Origin of the sequence: Hyphomicrobium sp. 99 (genome assembly GCF_000384335.2) — a bacterium.
In the GTDB taxonomy this organism is placed as follows: Bacteria; Pseudomonadota; Alphaproteobacteria; order Rhizobiales; family Hyphomicrobiaceae; genus Hyphomicrobium_B.
In genome coordinates this window covers 401,430-418,942 of the sequence record NZ_KQ031382.1, presented here as the reverse complement: position 1 = coordinate 418,942, position 17,513 = coordinate 401,430, and the positions used below count along the sequence as shown (strand labels likewise).

Here is a 17,513-nt window from a genome sequence, read left to right as displayed (position 1 = left end):
CTTCACCAACGGCTCCGCGACGACCACGGAAACGAAATAGTCTTATCTGCGTTACCGGGCCGGAAGTTGTGGTACAAGCGTGGGGCAGCCTAAAAAGTTCGCAGTTGACCATTCTGCTTTACGTTTGAGCAAGGTGCCTGAAAAATTGAGGCCCGGTGCGATTTATAAGGGCATCTGTGTGTCTGATCAGCAAGGTCTGAAAATCGGCGTCTGCGCGCCACGGCAGTTTCCGTCGAAGGCCTCTTGCGAACATTTTGGCAATCGGTACGCGGCATGAAGAATTACGCCTGCTCGCACTGTGGAAACACGGTGTACTTCGAAAACGTGAAGTGCATGAAATGCAGCAGCGCGCTCGGCTTCGATACGGATGAGTTGGCGATCGTCGCGATCGAGAAAACCGGCGTCAGCGAAGTTACACCCGAAGCGCCGATCTTCCGGAAGCTCAGCAGCACGCCTTACGACGTTCCGATGCGTTATTGCGCGAATGCCGAGTTTGGCGTTTGCAACTGGCTGACGCCTGAATCCGAGAGCAACATCTTCTGCAAGGCTTGCGACCTCAACCGCCTCATACCAAACCTCTCGGAACAGGGTAGCTTGCTTGCGTGGCGCGCGCTTGAGCACGCGAAAAAGCGCCTTGTCTACTCGCTGCTCAGGTTCGGTTTGCCATTCGATGGCCAGGCTTCGGCGAAAGGTCCGCTCACGTTCGACTTCGTGCGCAATGCTCTCACGGGCCATCTCGACGGCGTCGTCACCATCGACGTCAGCGAAGCCGATTCCGTCGAAAGAGAACGGCAAAGGCAGCAGTTCGACGAGCCTTATCGCTCGCTGCTCGGCCACCTCCGCCACGAAAGCGGGCATTATTATTGGATGGTTCTTGTCGAAGAGGCCAATCGGCTCGATGAGTTTCGCGCGGTTTTCGGCGACGAACGCGAGGACTACGATGCGGCGTTGACGCGCCATCACAACACGGGTCCCGCATCCGATTGGCAGGAGCGGCACGTTTCCGCCTATGCCAGTGCGCATCCCTGGGAAGACTGGGCCGAAACTTGGGCTCATTATCTTCACATGGTCGATGCGCTCGACACGGCTGCGGCCGAAGGCATGGAAGGTCACGGTCTTCGCCTTGATCTGCGCGATGACATCTATTCGAGCGGCACGTTCGATACGCTGATGGCGCGATGGGTGCCGTTGACGATCGCCATGAACAGCCTGAGCCGCAGCATGGGCCACGACGATTTCTACCCGTTCGTGATCCCGCGCGCCGCTTACGACAAACTCGCGTTCGTGCATCGCATTATTCACGAACGCGCAGAGCAGCCCGAAGCTCTGACGGCGGCCAAAGTTTAAACTTGACTCCATAAGTATACTTTAGCTTAATGGCTCCATTCGCCATTTGCGGGGCCTTGAACCCCGATACTTTGGAGAGAACCCATGAAACGCTCGCACCTCAGTGGTGAGCGGCTAGACGTGCGCGATAATACCGGCGCCGTGCTTGCCGCATCGATGTTCGCAGCCTCAGTCGGAATGATTTGGGACTTGGCCACCGGCCATGTCTCCGCATTCGACCGCATGCTTTCAAACCTGTCGGAAGATGAACAACCCGACGACGGATCTTGAAATCTACGGCGCGCAAAATCGAAATTGACACAGCGGATGAGCAGGATGCGGAACAAAACTACGAAGCCAAATGACGGCAAGGCGACCGGGGAAGATGTCTGTGCGGGTCACGCACTGGGATTTCCGATGCGGGCGGAACTTGGATTTCTGCCAATCGAAAGCATCACGCTCGATGTCTTTCGCTGCCTTTGCGAGGTCTACACCACGGGCTCTGCGCAGCCGTGGGAAATCGCCATGAAAGAGGCCGAAGAAAAGCTCGGCACCGGCGAAGGTCCGGTTCTTGTTGCGCGCGTGACGGCGCTTCTGAGAGCGCTCAGATCGGAACGCAAGATCGGCTTTTCCTATCTCAGCGTCGGCTGTCAGCATGTATCGCCGGATGAGCTTGCCGTGTCGGGATTGCTCAAGGCGGCGCGCGCCCGCGATGAGAGCGCATTAGAGCGCGGATTAAAACTTGCGCTCGATGGTCCCCAAGCGTCGGTGCGCACACAGTTTGCCGTCCGCGCCCTCGCCTCCCTGCAACTGCAGCACACCACTTCCGGTGCGGACATTCATGCCGATGCCGATAGTCATGAGCTGCAAAAGCAGACCGTCCAAAGCTTGTATCTTCACTGACGGGCACAGAAAGATATGCCCGTTTCCAGCCACATATCGTTGATTGAGCGAATGTCTCCAAAAAAAGAGGTCGCAGGTTCCACTCTGCGGCAAGCGGGATGCGAACCCATCTCCACAACAACAATACCAGACGCCGATGAGCCGGCAGGGAGTAGCATCCGGTACCGGGTCGACGAATTGCTCAAAGGTAGCCGCGAAGCAATTCTCCTGCACCGCGGGCAAGAGTATCGCCTGCGCATCACCGCTACCGGCAAACTCATTCTGACGAAATAAAAGCAACCTGGGGCGTTCCATATGGGCGTGGCGACTGGACGATTTGCAATTGCGGGCGCTCTTCTCGCGCTTGCCGGATTATCCGCTGACGTGGGCTCCGACCGCTCGCGCGCGTTTGCGGCTGAAGCGCCGCCGCCTTCAGGTGCGATCCGAATTCTATCGCTGGGCGGCGATGTGACGGAAATCCTCTACGCTCTTGGACAAGGCGATAAGGTTGTCGCCGTCGATACCACGAGCCAGTTTCCCGCGAGCGCGCTCAAAGAGAAGAAGTCTGTCGGCTACTTGCGCGCGCTTTCGGCGGAAGGCGTTCTTGCCGTCAATCCGACACTCATCATCGCATCCGAACAGGCGGGACCGCCCGAGGTCGTCAAAGCCGTCAAGAGCAGCGGCGTGCAGTACGCGGATATCGCGGAGAAGCAGACGGCCGAAGGCGTGCCGGATAAGGTTCGCCGTATCGGCGGCATCGTCGGCGCGGAGGCGGAAGCCGAGAAGCTTGCTACAAAAGTCGCGGCCGACTTCGCTGCCCTCGACATCGACCGCAAGCAGATCAAAGAGCATAAGAAGGTGCTGTTCATCCTTGCCATTCAAAACGGGCGAGCGACGGTCGGCGGCACCGGTACGGGCGCGGATGCAATCCTGCAGCTCGCAGGCGCCGACAATGCAGCCGCCAGCGTTACCGGTTACAAGCCGGTGAGCGACGAACAATTGGCTGAGCTTGCTCCCGATGCCGTCGTCGTAATGCGCCGCGGCGATGGAGACCGCCACAGCGGCGATCTCGCCTTGTCATTGCCGGGCCTCAGCCAGACGCCAGCTGCAAAAAACAAAGGTCTCATCGAGATGGACGGTCAATATCTGCTCGGCTTCGGACCGCGTGCGCCCGCAGCCGCGCATGACCTCATGAAGGCCCTCTATTCCGGGCCGGGCCAAACCGCTGCAACGCCGTGAGTATCGCTGAAGGCAGGATCGCGCGCGTTACCGATGCCGTCAGGCCTGCGCGCAGCAAGGTCTTTCTTGCGCTCACCGGGTTGTTTCTGCTGTCGGCGATCTTATCACTCGCCATCGGTCCGACAGGCATTTCTCTCGGGTCGCTCCCGCGTGCGTTCGCGGCGGCCGCCGGCTATGCGGATGGCGCCGGGGCGAAACGTGACCGGCTCGTTCTCATCGACCTCAGGCTGCCGCGAACCCTTCTCGCGGCGTTCGTCGGCGCAGCTCTCGCGACGTCGGGTGCAATGATGCAGGGCCTTTTTCGCAATCCGCTCGCCGATCCGGGTCTCATCGGCGTTTCATCAGGCGCGGCGCTTGCTGCAATCGCGACCATCGTTCTCGGCCACGGGATCGCTGCTCCCCTCGTCGCGCCTCTCGGGATTTACGCTCTGCCGATAGCCGCGTTCTTCGGCGGGCTTGTCACGACGATAACGCTCGTTGCCATTGCTGCGCGCCGCGGTCACCTTGCGGTCGGCACCTTGCTGCTTGCCGGCATCGCACTCGGTGCGTTGTCGGGCTCGCTCGGCGGATTTCTTTCCTACGCCAGCGATGACCGCGAGTTGAGAGATTTGACGCTCTGGTCGATGGGAAGCCTTTCCGGCGCAAGCTGGGAAAAAGTTTTGGCGGTCCTACCTTTCGCAGCCGCTATCATCTTGGTCGTGCCGCAGCTCATGCGCGGGCTCAACGGATTTCTGCTTGGGGAGGCAGAAGCGATGCACCTCGGCATCGATACCGAACGAACGAAGAGGCTCACCATCGCGACGACGGCCGCAGCGGTTGGGGCGGCCGTGGCGGTTGCGGGCGTGATCGGCTTTGTCGGCCTTGTCGCGCCGCACGTGATGCGTCTCATCTCCGGCCCCGATCATCGCGCGGTTCTTCCCGGCAGCGCTATTCTCGGAGCGACGCTCGTCATCGTTGCCGACATCATTTCGCGTATGGCGATCCGGCCTGCGGAATTGCCGATTGGCATCGTGCTCGCGCTCGTCGGCGCGCCCGTGTTCCTTCATCTCGTGCTGAGACGCAGCATCGGCGGCGGAGAATAGGCGATGCTGGAAGCGCGTCACGTCTCAGTCATGGCCGGCCAAAAGCGGCTCATCGACGACGTCTCGCTGACGATCACGCCGGGCCGGTTGACTGCAGTCATCGGGCCTAACGGCGCGGGAAAATCAACGCTGCTGCGCATCATGGCAGGCGAACTCAAGCCAAGCGAAGGCTCGGTCTTCCTCGATGGCTCGGATATCCGGCAGATGTCGGTTGCGCGTCTCGCGACGCGTCGATCTGTCGTCGCACAATCGACAACGCTTTCCTTTCCGTTTACCGTTCTTGAAACCGTCATGTTGGGCGCGACGGTGCCAGCCTTCGGCATTCGCGACGACGCCGCGGCCGTTGTTGCGCGCGAGGCTCTGGCCGCCGTTGGATTGGCAAATTTCGAAATGCGGATGCTCAACCAGCTTTCGGGCGGCGAGCGTCAGCGCGTCCATATTGCTAGAGCTCTATGCCAGTTGGCCACGGCTCCGCGACATCAAGCAGAAGCAGCGGCGCTCCTGCTCGATGAGCCGACCGCGAGCCTCGATCTCAAGCATCAATGCGATGTACTCAGCCTAATTAAAGCGCAGTCGTCGCAAGGACGCGCGGTGATGCTCGTCATTCACGATCTCAATCTTGCCGCAGCATTCGCCGATGAAATCGTGCTTATGGCCGCCGGCAAAATCGCCGGAAAAGGTAAGCCTCACGACCTCTTGAATGAGGACCTGCTCAGTCACACGTTCGGGTGTCCATTGCGGGTGGTATCGTCAAACGATGGTGGGCGATTGATCCTGCCTGCGGCGATCACACGCAGAACAATAATCGGAGCGGCTGCTGAATGATGACGTTACCCGACGAACTTCCCGCCGAGGGCGTTGCCGTCCCATTGGCGATACCTGTTTTGCTTTCGACGAATATCGAACGCTCGGTTGAAACCTACGACAGCAAGGGCTTCAATATTGTCCGTGCCGCCCACAATTACCTCATTCTGCGGCGGCGAGCCGTTGAGGTGCATGTCTCGTCAGTCGCGCACATTCCTGAGCCGCATTGTGTCGCCGCGTACATTCGGGTCGCCGACGTCGACGAATGGTACTCGGCTTTTAAAAACGGCCCGGCAAAACGTCTGTCCGAGATTTCGGACAAGCCGTGGGGCATGCGTGAATTTCATTTCATCGATGACGACGGCAATCTTCTCAACATCGGCCAGATGTTGCCCGAGCATAGCGAATACCGGCTGGGTGACGACTGATGATAATGTTGACTTTTTATGGACACAACAATAGCGTTCCGCCTCGGCAAGCGGGTCCCAGCCGTCGCTAAACCGCTCCGCACACATCGATTTATCACTGCGTCTTTGGGCAAAATGACTTCCCGTCTCGCCGCTCTAAGGTCGCCGGCGGCCCGGAAGCTTGAAAAATTAGCCTCCGGGTCCGCATTTTTTCCATAGAAAGGTACACCAATGTACATCGCGATGAACCGCTTCAAGGTCGAGCCCGACCTTGCAAAAGATTTCGAGCAGCTTTGGATTGGCCGCGAAGTGAACCTGCACAAAGAGCCGGGCTTCATTACGTTCCACCTGCTTCGCGGACCGACGCGTGAAGATCACGTTCTCTATTCTTCGCATACGGTCTGGCGTTCGTTCGCCGACTTCGAGGCGTGGACGAAATCGGACTCGTTCCGGAAGTCGCATTCCTCTGCTGGCGGAGCGACGCGGAAGCTTTATCTCGGCCATCCGGAGTTTGAAGGTTTCGAGGTGATCCAGGAAGTTCTCTCCGACGGCTCGAAGTCCGTTCTTGCAGCGGCCGAGTGAACAGCAGCATGAGCGAAACCCTTTCATCTGAGGTCGCCGCGCGGCCGCCTCTGCGCGAACGGTTGGCGAAAAACGCTGACGGCATCCTCGAGCAGATCGCCCGAGAGTACGGCGTCAGTACATTCGAAGCCGTCGAAGCGCTTCCGAATGCGCACCGCGCCATAGTCGCCGGTAGCGAGTTCGAGAAAATATTGTCGGCTCTGACTGAGTGGGGACCCGTCGTCTTCATCGTGCATACGCCGGACATCGTTCTCGAATGCGAAGGGCCGATTCCGCCCGGCACCATTGGGCGCGGCTACTTCAATCTGCACGGCGATAGCCCTATCGGCGGACACATCAAGTTCGAGAACTGCACGCACATTGCCTTTGTGGCGCGTCCCTTCATGGGGCGTGAATCGCGGTCCGTTCAGTTTTTCAACGGCGCGGGCGAAGCGATGTTCAAGATCTTCGTTCGGCGCGACGAGACGCGCGAACTGATCAAAGAGCAGGTGACGTTGTTCGATGAACTGAGAGCAAGTCTCGACGGCTGAGTTTCCAGAATTCAGGGGCGAATAAATTCTTCGGGGGCGCATGGAAGTGCGCCCCTTATTTTCGTCTCACCGGCTTAGACGACGGGAAATCTGACTTCGGCGCGCAAGCCCGGCTCGTTGTCGAAGAGCTCGATCTTTGCCGAATGAAGTTCGACGATAGCTGCCACCAGGCTAAGCCCTAATCCGCTGCCTTCGGTCGAGCGGGCGCGCTCCAAGCGATAGAGGCGCCGGAAGACGTTCACGCGTTCGTGCTCCGGAATACTCGGCCCCGTGTCGGCGACGTCCACGACATAGCCGCCTCCGCGCTCGTAAAGATGCATCGTTATCTCGGTGCCGCGCGGACAATGGCGGATGGAGTTCTCGACGAGGTTCGCGAATAGCTGAACGAGCAATTCCGGATCGCCCCGCACGTAGGCCGGGCCGGGCCAATCGCTGATGTAGTTCAATTTGTCACCGGCGTCCTCGGCCACGACGTCGTAGACGTCGCGAACATCGGCAAGAACAGCTGCCAGGTCGACCGTCACAAATCGCGATCTGCGGGCACCCGCTTCGATCTGCGTAATCCGAAGCAGAGCGTCGAATGTTGCAGATATGGAATCAATATCCGCCAATGCGGCGTCGACTGCGTTGCGAAATTCCTGCTTGTCCTCGCTGTGCCGCGCATCATCCAGTCGCTGGCGCAATCGTCCGAGTGGCTTTTTGAGATCGTGGGCGATGTCGGACGACGATTGGTTGACGTTCTCGATCAAGCGCTGCAGATCGCCCAGCATGCGATTCACTTGCAGCGCCACCTGATCGATGTCGTCCTGCTGTCCGGAGATCGGAACGCGGGCGGTGATCTCGCCTTGAGATACTTTCGCAAGCGGGCGCGCGAAGGCATTGATGCGATGTTGCGCTTCCCGGGCGAAATAAGCGGCGCAAAGAGCGAGTGCCAAGGCTGCCGCTAGCACGCCGAAACCTAGCAACTTCAGCAGAAACGATTTCATCTGCTTGACTTCGCTATTATCGCTGCCGACGAGAAGGCGACCTTTTTGAAGCGGCCTCCATATCGCGAGGAATTCGTCGTCCGGCTCACCCCGGTCAAGCGTCAGAAATACGTCGGAGCGTTTGAGCGTCATCCAATTCTTCGAATCCCTGACGCCTCGGACATTGCCGGCCAAAAAGTTCCCGTTCTTGTCGACGAGCTCCATAATGAAATCGGGATCGCGGACGGATTCGCTTTCGCTGGCGACAAGAGCGACGAGGTCGTCGAATGTGCGCTCGCCATCGAGCGCTGCGAGCGAATCGAGCGTTGTCTCGACGCGGTCGCGGATATCGGCGACGAGCCGCGCGCTGGCGACGAAATAGACGACGGTGAAAAGCGCCAGGATCGTCGTGATGAAAAACAATGAGAACGTCGCCGCCAAGCGGAAGGGCGTGCGCTTCAGGAGATCACGAGCCGTCATGGACCGTGTATCCGCTCCCGCGAATGGTGTGGATCAACTCTTTGCCATAGGGCTTGTCGATCTTCGCGCGAAGCCGCGAGATGTGGGTTTCGACGACGCTCGTCTTGGGATCAAAATGGAAATTCCAGACGCGCTCCAGCAGCATCGTTCGCGTCACGACGCGGCCACGGTTGCGCATCAGGACTTCGAGGAGGCGAAACTCTCGCGGCTGGAGGTCAATGAGATCGCCACCTCTCGTCACCTTTCGGGCAACCAAGTCGATCTCGAGATCGCCGACTTTGAGACGCGTCTCCTCGCCCTTCGTATGCGGACGGCGCGCGAGTGCGTTGACGCGCGCCATAAGCTCAGAGAACGCAAACGGTTTGACGAGATAGTCATCGGCGCCGGCATCGAGGCCCTCAACACGATCATCGACGCCGCCAAGAGCGGTTAGGAATAAGACGGGCACGCCGCGTCCGGCGCTGCGAATGGTTTTTATGATGGCGAGCCCATCGAGACTCGGAAGCATCCGGTCGAGGATGATCACGTCGTAATTTTCGGCGACGGCTTGCGCGACCGCATCGCGCCCATCGGCGAGATGGTCCACTGTGTGGCCCTCTTCCTCAAGGCCCTTCAAGACATATTTTGCGGTATTCAGATCGTCTTCAAGCAGGAGAATTCTCATGCCCGTCTGCCCTCGTGCGCCCGGGATTTAGCCTTCGGCATTTCCGTCGCTTCCGCAGCATTTAGTACACGTTGCGATACGTGGCCAGTGCGAGATCGCATCCACGCATTCATTACGTAAATTTTAGGCGACGAAACGCCCGCTACGCAGGGCGATTGCGTCCCAACAACCGCTTTGGGCCTTCAATCGCGAGGACTATGAGGCCCGCAATTATGCTGCATGCCGCAAATCCCGCCGCAATCGGAAAAATCGAGCCGTCGAACGATCCGGCGACGATACCTCCGGCGATAGCGCCAATTGCGGTGCTGAGCGAGCCAACGACCGACGATGCCATCCCAGCGTTATGACCTTGCGGTTCCATGGCGAGTGAATTGAAGTTCGGCGCGATCAATCCGAAGAGAAAAAACGCGAAGCCCATCGCGATCGCGAAGATCCAGAAGCCGACCGCGCCTAGAGCCGCAGCGGCCGCCAACAGCACGGAAACACCGATGAAAGCGAACAACGCCGTGTGCGACACAAGCCGCATTCCAAGCCGGCCGACAAGGCGAGCGTTAGCGAATGAGGCCAACGCGATCGCCGAGGCGAGCGCGCCGAAGACGACAGGGAAGTTGTCGCCCATGCCAAACACGCCAACGAAAACCTGTTGGGCGCTCGCGACATAGGCAAGCAGACATCCGAACATGAAGCCGCCTGCAGCACCGTAGCCGGCCGTCTGGCCATTGAAGACGGCGGCCATAAACGCGGCTCGCAACGTCATCGCATGTTCCTTGCCAAGGGCGGGACGCGCCGTCTCCGGCAACCTCATTCCCGACCAGATTGCAGCAATCGCGGCCATCACCAGCAAGACGATGAAGATCCAACGCCATTCGCTGACTAGAACCACCGCCTGCCCGACCGACGGGGCGAAGACGGGGATCATGATGAACACCATCATTGCGAATGACATCACCCGCGCCATTTGACGGCCACTATAAAGATCGCGGACGACGGCGACTGCGATGATACGTGGAGACGCCGCGCCGACGCCCTGCATCACGCGCGCAAGCAGCAGTGTTTCGAACGATCCGGCCAGAATTGCGCCGATCGTGCTCAGAATGAAAATTGCGAGACCCGCCATCAGGACCGGTTTTCGGCCGAGGTGATCGGAGAGCGGGCCGAAGAAGATTTGGCCCAAGGCGAAGCCGGCCATGTAAAGAATGACGACGAGCTGCCTTTCGTTCTCATTCACAATGCCGAAGGTTGAGGCGATTTGCGGCAACGCCGGCAGCATGATGTCGATCGCCAACGCCGTAATCGCCATGAGTGCTGCGATCAGGCCGACGAATTCAACCAACGAGATCGATAGAGGGTTAGCGGGAATGTCCGATCGCGACGCTCGAGTGCGCGTCTCGCGCTCTGACGTTGTCATTTCATAATCCTGAAGATGGGTTTATCGGGCCGGTCCGAAGGTTGCACGGGCCTGGCGTTGAATGGGCATAAGACGCGACTGGTCTCGCTTGCGCGCTTCCGCGGCTGGTTAGCACGCGATGCCCCGGTTCGTCATCGCGCCGTTGCATGACATTGCCGCGGCGAAAACGCGGAGAGGCATTACCGGCCCCCGGGGCCCGGCCTCCTCCTTGCCTAAATGAAACTCGGAGTATTGGGTCTTTCCTGAGATAGCACCGCTTCGATGAGAAGCATGGTTGGCTTCGATGCCCACAGCACCTCTTCCGATCTCCGAAATTTTTCTCTCAATCAGGGGCTCCCGATGGCGCAGGCGGCACCGTGCGAAATCTCACTGCCAAATTGTCAAAATTAACTGGGATACGCGAGGCCAATAATGACCACCTTATATTTGGTGCAGGCGCAACGGTGAGAAACTGGAAACAATACGTCGACAACCATTGACAATTCTCCGCATAGACTGAGAATACTCAGCGCGAGGACTTTGTTTCATGCATATTTTTGGAATGCCTCATGCATTTTTATCCGACTGAGCGCGTTGCTTTATTTATCGATGGCGCAAATCTTTACGCCGCCGCAAAATTGCTCGGCTTTGACATCGACTACAGGAGATTGCTCCGCCTTTTCCGCGGCAGGGTGCAGCTCGTGAGAGCGCTGTACTACACGGCCATAGCAGACGAACAGCAATACTCTTCCATCCGTCCGTTGATCGATTGGCTCGAATACAATGGATTTTCGATGGTGACCAAGGCGTCGAAAGAGTTCATCGACAGCGCGGGGCGCAAACGCGTCAAAGGCAACATGGATATCGAGCTTGCCGTTGATGCGATGCGACTTGCTGACAATCTCGATCACATCGTGATCTTTTCCGGCGACGGCGATTTTCGCAGTCTGGTCGCTGCTCTCCAGCAAATGGGCAAGCGGGTGAGCATCGTTTCGACTCTGCAAACGCAGCCGCCGATGATCGCCGACGAGCTACGCCGGCAGGCCGATCAATTTCTCGATCTGGCGGATCTCGAAAAGGAGATCGGACGGGCCCAAAATGGACCGTCGGCGGCGTCGGACGATCTCTAACTCCTGCTCGACCCTGCTTGATGCGCGATTTTCATTTCGCGAGCTTTTTTGAAATGGCATCTTTTCTGTGAAACGGTTTATCGCCAAAAGCGGATTCCCCAGCCTTGGGATGAGGTTTTAGATGCTGACGACAATCAATTCTCAGCACTCGTTTTCTACCTGTGGCTCAATCAAAGCCATAGCCGTTTTATATCATCCGGACGTTTGGTGATCGACCGGATTGCAATTGGGCGGATTGGCTTGCAGCAGAGACTTCTCAATACCGCTTTGCTTCCCGCTGACGTTTCGATCAGCCTTCGCCGGGCGTTTCTCGCCAGGGCCCGTTCCGAAGCGTCCTCCCGTGTCGCCGCCCTCGACCGGCCTCCGTCAGGCAAGTCTGGTGTTGAGAGCGCCAAGACTGACTGCCCAGACTTGGAGCCTGTACGTCCGATCGCTATGCTGACACACGCATTTTGTGGCCGCAAAGATACGATCTTCGAGAGAAGATGATGGTGAAAGCTGGTGAAGCTAGGACCAGTTCCCCATTTTCGTCTGTGTAGGTCAGCTGGTCACGTGTTTACCTCGCCCGAAGAACGTCTCAATCGCTGCTTGAGATGAGAGAGGGTAGAGTCTTTGAAGAGTATAAGGTTCCGCAGGAACGCAGAGGCCGCCCTCGGTGGCTACCCCCGCATCAACGTCGGACGGCGCATGGTCAACTTTTTCATTCATCGGCCTATCTTTGCTTCGGCAATCGCCGTCATCATGGTCCTGGCGGGGACCATTTGCTATTTTCTGCTGCCAGTCTCGCAACTACCCGATGTGACCCCTCCGCAAGTGGTGGTGAGCGCGATCTATCCCGGCGCAAGCGCTCAGGTCGTTGCAGATACCGTCACGACGCCGCTCGAACAGCAGATCAACGGCGTCGAAGGCATGACCTACATGTCGTCGTCGAGTTCCAACGATGGCTCGTCGAATATTACGATCACATTCGACGTCGGTTATCCGCTCAGCATCGCGGCGGTGGACGTGCAGAACCGCGTGGCTGAGGCCGCATCGTCTTTGCCGCCCATCGTTAATCAGGCCGGCGTCTCCATCCGGAAGCAGAACCCGAATTTCGTCCTGATCGTCAATCTCACGTCGCCTGACCATTCCGTCGATCCGGTGACGCTCAGCAACTATGCTTACCTTCAGATCGTCGATCCATTGAAGCGGATCGCTGGTGTCGGCGATGTACAGATCTTCGGCGAGCGGCGCTATTCGATGCGCCTTTGGCTCGATCCCGATAAGCTGTCTCAGCTCGGTATCACGGCCGTCGACGTTCAAAATGCGGTGGCGGAGCAAAACATTCAGGTTGCGGCCGGCAAGATCGGCCAGTCGCCTGCGCCCCCGGGGACGCCGTTTGAAATGCAGGTCAACGCGACCGGGCGGCTGAGCAATCCGGAAGAATTCGGCAATATCGTCGTTCGTTCGAACCCGTCGACGGGCGCCATCGTTCGCCTTCGCGACGTGGCCCGCATCGAGCTCGGGGCGCTCCAATATTCGTCATCGGCGTTTTTCGGTGAGGACCCCTCGGTCGTGCTCGCCGTTTTCCAGATGCCGGGCTCCAACGCGCTCGACCTTCAGCAGCGCGTGCTGGCCAAAATGGACGAGCTTTCGCAGCGGTTCCCGAAGGGCATCGCTTACGGCATGCACTACGATACGACCCGGTTCGTCTCGGCCGCCATGCATGACGTGGTCTTCACGCTGCTCGAAGCTCTGGGTCTCGTCGTACTCGTCGTTTACATCTTTTTGCAAAGCTGGCGCACGACGATCATTCCCACGATCGCCATACCTGTCTCGCTGATTGCGACCCTCGTTATCATGCACGTGCTCGGGTTTTCGCTGAACATGCTCAGCCTTCTCGGCATGGTGTTGGCGATCGGGCTTGTCGTCGATGACGCCATCGTGGTCGTCGAGAACGTCGAGCGTCAGTTGGAAAACGGCTTGAAGCCGATGGCGGCGGCTTTGAAGGCCATGTCTGAAGTTACCGGCCCCATCATCGCGACTACCGGCGTGCTGATGGCCGTATTCATCCCGGTGGCGTTCATTCCGGGTGTTTCAGGCCGTCTCTATAACCAATTCGCGCTGACGGTTGCGATTTCGGTCGGGCTTTCCGCATTCAATTCGTTGACGCTCAGCCCGGCGCTGGCTGCGGTCTTCTTGCGGCATCGCGAGCCCTCAAACTTCATACTCTTCCGCTGGTTCAATGCCGGTTTCGACCGGCTCTCGCACGGATACGCTCATCTCGTGCGGTTCCTAATACGCATCCGCTGGCTGATGCTTTTCTTTTTCGCAGCATTGCTCGGGGCCACATATTTTATTTCCCAGCGCGTTGCTTCGACGTTTTTGCCAGTCGAGGATCAGGGATACTTTTTCGTCGTGGTGCAGTTGCCGGATGGCGCATCACTCGAACGAACCGACGCCGTGGCGAAGCAGGTCAGAGAAATTCTAGAGGGCACTCCGGGCGTCGATATCGTTGGCTCGATCAGCGGGCTCAACTTTTTGACGAACGCTGCGCAATCGAATTCCGCGGTCGAGTTCGCTATTCTGAAGCCCTGGAACGAACGACCGCCCGAACAAAGCGCATCGCGTCTGGTGCAAGAGGTTCGCGGAAAGCTTTTTATGATCCCCGAAGCCTTCGCACTCAGTTTCGATCCACCTTCGATTCCTGGACTTGGGACGACCGGCGGATTTGAATTCCAGGTCGAAGATCTGACGGGTCGCGGCAGCGTGGCTCTCAACGAGGCAACGCAAGCGCTGATCGCGGAAGCCCGCAAGCAGCCGGAGCTCGACGCGCAGCAGCTGTTCACGTCGTTCTCAACCTCGACGCCGCAATTCAACTACGATCTGGACCGCTCGAAGGCGAAGCTCCTGGGGCTCAACCTGCCAGACGTTTTCAACACTCTGCAGATTTATCTCGGCTCGCTCTACGTCAACGACTTCAACCTCTTCGGCCGCACGTTCCGCGTGACGCTACAGGCTGACAAGAATTCCCGATCCGATCCCTCGAGCTTGTCGCGGCTCTATGTGCGTAATGCGACGGGCGGAATGGTGCCGCTCAGCACGCTCGGAACGTTGAAACCAATCGTCGGTCCGGAGACCGTTCCTCATTACAATAACTACGCGTCGGCGCTGATCAACGGCGGGCCCGCACCGGGCTACAGCACGGGACAGGCTATCGCCGCGATGGAACGGGCGGCGGCGACGGCGCTCCCTCGCGACTTCAGTTACGAATGGACAGGCATTACCTTCCAGGAATTGAAGGCGGGCTCGATTGCCCTCGTCGTCTTTGCACTGGCGAGCGTGTTTGTCTTTTTGATCCTCGCCGCTCAATATGAAAGCTGGTCGATGCCGTTCATGGTGCTGTTGGCGGTGCCGCTCGCACTCTTCGGCGCACTGCTGGCGATCTGGGTGCGCGGTCTGCAGATTGACGTCTACTCGCAGATCGGGTTCGTCATGCTCATCGGTCTCGCTGCGAAGAACGCCATTCTGATCGTCGAATTCGCCAAGAGACGACGACTTGAGGGATTGCCCATCGTCGATGCGGCAATGGAAGCGGCGCGGCTACGGCTGCGCCCCATATTGATGACGGCATTCGCTTTCATTCTTGGCGTCGTGCCGCTCATGATCGCGACGGGAGCCGGCGCCGCCAGCCGGCAATCGATTGGTACGACGGTGTTCGGCGGCATGCTGGCCGCGACGCTGCTTACGTTGCTGTTCGTTCCGGTGTTCTACGCCATGATCGAAGAGTGGCGCGAAGGGCGTGATGCCGACATGTCCGGGAAACATGTGGCCACAGGCGACGATGCTTCACATCCGGCTGCTGCCGAATAGACAGGGATTTCGTGATGCGACTTTGGACGATTGTTGTCTTGGCTTTGCTCGCCGCCGCCGGCGTCGGCGCCTATCTTCACCGGCAGGAACTTGCAAAGCTTATTGCCTCGGTTGAAAGCCCGGCCGCGCCGCCTCAGGCCGCCTTCGCCATGCCGGTGCCGGTCGCGCCAGTCGTCAAGCGGCCGGTGAATATTTATCTGGAATATTCGGCGCGGACCGAATCCATTCGCGACATCACGCTGCAAGCGCGGGTTTCAGGCTACGTCCAGAAACAGGTTGTTCCCGACGGCGCAGACGTTGCGGCGGGCGACCTTCTTTACGTAATCGATCCGCGTGATTACCAAGCGGCGCTCGATCACGCCAAAGCTCAAAAACAGCGCGACATCGCTGCTCGTGACTATGCGAGTTCCAATCTCGAGCGCGGATCGGAACTCACCAAGAGCGGATGGCTCGCGAAGGACACCTACGATCAGAGATCGAGTTCGCTTCGCCAGGCGGACGCAGCCATTACCATCGACGACGCCGCAATCCGCACTGCGGAACTCAATCTCGAATATACCGAAATTCGTGCGCCTTTTGCCGGGAGGCTGGGTAAGAACCAAGCGCCGCTCGGAGCGCTCATCAGCGTAGCAGGCGCGCCTCTCAACACGCTCGTTCAGATCGATCCGATTTACGTGACGTTCAACCCGAGCGAGGCGGATCTGGCCGCGATACAGAAGGTGCGCGCCAGCGGCGCGACGGCCGCCGAGATCTTCGTACCTGGAAACGACAAGCCAAAGCAAAAAGGCTCCGTCACCTTCATCGACAATTCCGTCGACCGCTTGACGGGCACCCTAACGGCGCGGGCCACCATAGCCAATGCGGACCGCACGCTATTGCCCGGACAATACGTTCGCATCCGCATCCATGCCGGCGAAAACGCGAATGCCCTGATGGTGCCCCAAACGGCCGTCGGATCGAGCCAGCTTGGGAAATATGTCTATGTGGTCGGCGATAAGAATATTGCCCAGCAGAAACTGGTGACGCTCGGTCCAGCGGATGGCGATCTCATCAGCGTCACTGGCGTCGACGAGAAAGACCTCATCATCACCGGCAATTTGCAGAAGATCGGACCTGGATCTCCGGTGCAGCCTCTCACGGCTCCGCCGCCACAAGCCGGCGGAAAGCCCGCGGTCACCACCGGGGCGGTCAACTAGTAACGGCGAGACACAAAAGGGAAAGCGCGGCTGAAGGGATCGGCCGTAATAGCCTTCGCCACCCGTATCCTGGCGACGGCCGTTTCCGCCGGGCCGCAACTATTTATGGGCGATGGATCGATCATTCGGCGGAACGCTCCATCTTTGGAGTGCGTTCCGCTGTTGCTCTGGCACGTCGAGCGACCGCTCGATGCTGCATCTCTCAGCCGCCGAAAAACGGCCGGATGGCCGGTGCGTCGGATCAGGTGATTAAATCGAGGACATTTCGGTGATGGAAAACGGCAACGATCCTCCGACCATTCCATTTCCCACGCAGGAGCCTGGGGAACTTCCAACCCTGCCGCCCGAGCCGAAGGAGCCGCCGCAGCCTTCGCCCATACCGATCGATGATCCCGGTGATGCGCCGGAGCCCGCGCCTCCAGGAAGGTGACAAGAACGAGCGATCGGCATGCCTTTTGTCCGTTGGCCGTGCCGATCGCTTCAGACAGCTGCTTAACCGCTGATCCGCGCTGCGCATGGCCGCGCGATGACCACGCACTTGGCGGTGATCAAAGCGTTCTTGGCGCAATCCCAACGGACATTAGTGGCTCGTTCGAAATTCGAAAAAGCGCGGCCATAGCGGCTCTCTGCTGCTTCTTCCCAGTTGCCGACCGCCGCGTCTCGCGCACGTTCGCTGCCGAGACCGAACACGCCCTTACCGGTGGCGGCGCCTTCCAGCGGCGGACGGCATTCGCCGCGCCGGTTCCAGCGGGCGTCCGCAGTCGTCGCTGAGCCGACGAGGCTGAGGCCAACGAGAATCGCCGCGCCGATTTTGAAGGTCATTGCTTTTACTCCCCTATTCATCCCAGCGCGCACGACGCCATGAGGAGGTTGTATTGTCAATCAGAGGGCGGTCGAAATGCGTGGATCTGGGGCGCTCAGGCGACACGCTTGGGGTATCAGCAAACGCCTTCGCCGATGCGCTCGGGAAGAATTTCCTCCTCGAGA

At 58.9% G+C, this 17,513-nt stretch carries 17 protein-coding genes; 13 read left to right on the top strand and 4 right to left on the bottom strand.

Annotated elements, in window-relative coordinates:
* The first annotated feature begins 273 nt into the window (after positions 1 to 273).
* The 10 genes from G359_RS02370 to hutX all read left to right on the top strand — a co-directional run bounded on the left by G359_RS02370 (position 274) and on the right by hutX (position 6,852).
* Entirely contained in the window at positions 274 to 1,347 is a 1,074-nt protein-coding gene (locus tag G359_RS02370) for a zinc-binding metallopeptidase family protein (RefSeq protein ID WP_045834825.1), read from the top strand.
* 84 nt (positions 1,348 to 1,431) lie between these two features.
* Complete coding sequence (locus G359_RS02365; protein ID WP_045834824.1) at positions 1,432 to 1,617, top strand: hypothetical protein; 186 nt, start codon at positions 1,432 to 1,434, stop codon at positions 1,615 to 1,617.
* A 45-nt stretch (positions 1,618 to 1,662) separates the two neighbouring features.
* Complete coding sequence (locus G359_RS02360; RefSeq protein ID WP_082072764.1) at positions 1,663 to 2,229, top strand: hypothetical protein; 567 nt, start codon at positions 1,663 to 1,665, stop codon at positions 2,227 to 2,229.
* A 15-nt stretch (positions 2,230 to 2,244) separates the two neighbouring features.
* Complete coding sequence (gene hemP / locus G359_RS02355) at positions 2,245 to 2,502, top strand: hemin uptake protein HemP (RefSeq protein WP_371198990.1); 258 nt, start codon at positions 2,245 to 2,247, stop codon at positions 2,500 to 2,502.
* Positions 2,503 to 2,523: 21 nt separating this feature from the next.
* Positions 2,524 to 3,447 (top strand): heme/hemin ABC transporter substrate-binding protein, encoded by a 924-nt coding sequence (locus tag G359_RS02350; RefSeq protein WP_045834822.1) that lies wholly within the window; start codon positions 2,524 to 2,526, stop codon positions 3,445 to 3,447.
* A complete protein-coding gene (locus G359_RS02345) occupies positions 3,444 to 4,529 on the top strand; it encodes a FecCD family ABC transporter permease (RefSeq protein ID WP_045834821.1) in 1,086 nt (361 codons plus the stop codon). Before G359_RS02350 ends, G359_RS02345 begins: the two co-directional genes overlap by 4 nt.
* Before the next feature lie 3 nt (positions 4,530 to 4,532).
* Positions 4,533 to 5,354, top strand: a complete 822-nt coding sequence (locus G359_RS02340; RefSeq protein ID WP_045834820.1) for a heme ABC transporter ATP-binding protein — start codon at positions 4,533 to 4,535, stop codon at positions 5,352 to 5,354.
* Entirely contained in the window at positions 5,351 to 5,761 is a 411-nt protein-coding gene (locus G359_RS02335; protein WP_052699152.1) for a bleomycin resistance protein, read from the top strand. Before G359_RS02340 ends, G359_RS02335 begins: the two co-directional genes overlap by 4 nt.
* A gap of 210 nt (positions 5,762 to 5,971) precedes the next feature.
* Positions 5,972 to 6,322 (top strand): antibiotic biosynthesis monooxygenase family protein, encoded by a 351-nt coding sequence (locus G359_RS02330; protein WP_045834819.1) that lies wholly within the window; start codon positions 5,972 to 5,974, stop codon positions 6,320 to 6,322.
* A gap of 8 nt (positions 6,323 to 6,330) precedes the next feature.
* On the top strand, positions 6,331 to 6,852 hold the full coding sequence (hutX, locus tag G359_RS02325) for a heme utilization cystosolic carrier protein HutX (RefSeq protein ID WP_045834818.1): 522 nt from the start codon (positions 6,331 to 6,333) through the stop codon (positions 6,850 to 6,852).
* Between the two features lie 74 nt (positions 6,853 to 6,926).
* Here hutX and G359_RS02320 read toward each other — a convergent pair whose 3' ends face one another.
* From G359_RS02320 to G359_RS02310, 3 genes are all read right to left on the bottom strand, one after another.
* Positions 6,927 to 8,297: a sensor histidine kinase gene (locus G359_RS02320; RefSeq protein WP_045834817.1), complete on the bottom strand. Its 1,371-nt coding sequence runs from the start codon at positions 8,295 to 8,297 to the stop codon at positions 6,927 to 6,929.
* On the bottom strand, positions 8,284 to 8,961 hold the full coding sequence (locus G359_RS02315; RefSeq protein WP_045834816.1) for a winged helix-turn-helix domain-containing protein: 678 nt from the start codon (positions 8,959 to 8,961) through the stop codon (positions 8,284 to 8,286). The genes G359_RS02320 and G359_RS02315 overlap by 14 nt, the downstream gene beginning before the upstream one ends.
* A 142-nt stretch (positions 8,962 to 9,103) precedes the next feature.
* Complete coding sequence (locus G359_RS02310; protein WP_052699151.1) at positions 9,104 to 10,369, bottom strand: multidrug effflux MFS transporter; 1,266 nt, start codon at positions 10,367 to 10,369, stop codon at positions 9,104 to 9,106.
* Between the two features lie 548 nt (positions 10,370 to 10,917).
* Here G359_RS02310 and G359_RS02305 point away from each other — a divergent pair.
* From G359_RS02305 to G359_RS02290, 3 genes are all read left to right on the top strand, one after another.
* Positions 10,918 to 11,478: a LabA-like NYN domain-containing protein gene (locus G359_RS02305; protein ID WP_045834815.1), complete on the top strand. Its 561-nt coding sequence runs from the start codon at positions 10,918 to 10,920 to the stop codon at positions 11,476 to 11,478.
* 687 nt (positions 11,479 to 12,165) lie between these two features.
* On the top strand, positions 12,166 to 15,330 hold the full coding sequence (locus tag G359_RS02295) for an efflux RND transporter permease subunit (protein WP_045834813.1): 3,165 nt from the start codon (positions 12,166 to 12,168) through the stop codon (positions 15,328 to 15,330).
* A 14-nt stretch (positions 15,331 to 15,344) separates the two neighbouring features.
* Positions 15,345 to 16,526 carry an efflux RND transporter periplasmic adaptor subunit gene (locus tag G359_RS02290; protein ID WP_045834812.1) on the top strand — a complete coding sequence of 394 codons (1,182 nt, stop codon included), beginning with the start codon at positions 15,345 to 15,347 and terminating at the stop codon, positions 16,524 to 16,526.
* Positions 16,527 to 17,018: 492 nt separating this feature from the next.
* Here G359_RS02290 and G359_RS02280 read toward each other — a convergent pair whose 3' ends face one another.
* Positions 17,019 to 17,348 (bottom strand): hypothetical protein, encoded by a 330-nt coding sequence (locus G359_RS02280; protein ID WP_045834810.1) that lies wholly within the window; start codon positions 17,346 to 17,348, stop codon positions 17,019 to 17,021.
* Positions 17,349 to 17,513 lie beyond the last annotated feature (165 nt).